Below are 666 nucleotides of genomic sequence, written 5' to 3'. Positions count from 1 at the left end.
TTTCGAGCCCTCCTTACCCTCAGTGGTCGTTTTGACACCACCACTTTGGCACTCTGATGCCGTCGGGTATAGCGAGGGCTCCGCCGTTCCTACCGCCTCTCCTATCCGACGCGGGAGGGAGGCGTCCATACCATCTCCTTCTGACCCGGTCCAGTCTTGCGTTGCATCAACATGGATTGCATATTATGACTAGATCTCTAATTATGCAAGTCAAGGCGCACGATTTTTCGCAATCTTGCTCTCGGTATAAACCCGTTCTTGCCAGCGACATAAAGCCGCCGTAAGCTGAATATTAGAGCTCTAATTAAACGGTGAGAGGGACGCTGTTCCGGCCGGTATCCAGAGTGAAATTCGGAGAGATTCAGTCATGGCACATTCAACGTTGCACTCAGGGGACCTATCCCTGTCTGCCATAGCCGACTCGGCGGCGGAGGAGGCGACATACCGCAAGATCACGTTAAGGCTAATGAGCTTTCTTTTCCTGTGCTGGGTCCTCAACTATCTCGATCGCGTCAACGTCAGCTTCGCGCAGCTGCAGCTGAAGCACGATCTCGGGCTGAGCGACGCGGCGTACGGACTCGGCGTGAGTCTGTTCTTTATCGGCTACATCCTGCTCGAAGTGCCGAGCACGCTGTTGCTGCGGCGCATTGGCGCCCGCAAGACCGT

General features: G+C 55.3%; 1 protein-coding gene. It reads left to right on the top strand.

The window, feature by feature from the left end:
- Nucleotides 1-367: 367 nt before the first annotated feature.
- On the top strand, nt 368-666 hold a 299-nt coding region (locus HWY30_RS31460; protein ID WP_341809947.1), incomplete at its 3' end, for an MFS transporter.

The organism is Paraburkholderia tuberum STM678, from assembly GCF_902833905.1.
Classification (GTDB): Bacteria; Pseudomonadota; Gammaproteobacteria; order Burkholderiales; family Burkholderiaceae; genus Paraburkholderia; species Paraburkholderia tuberum.
This window is presented reverse-complemented; position numbering and strand designations above follow the sequence as displayed.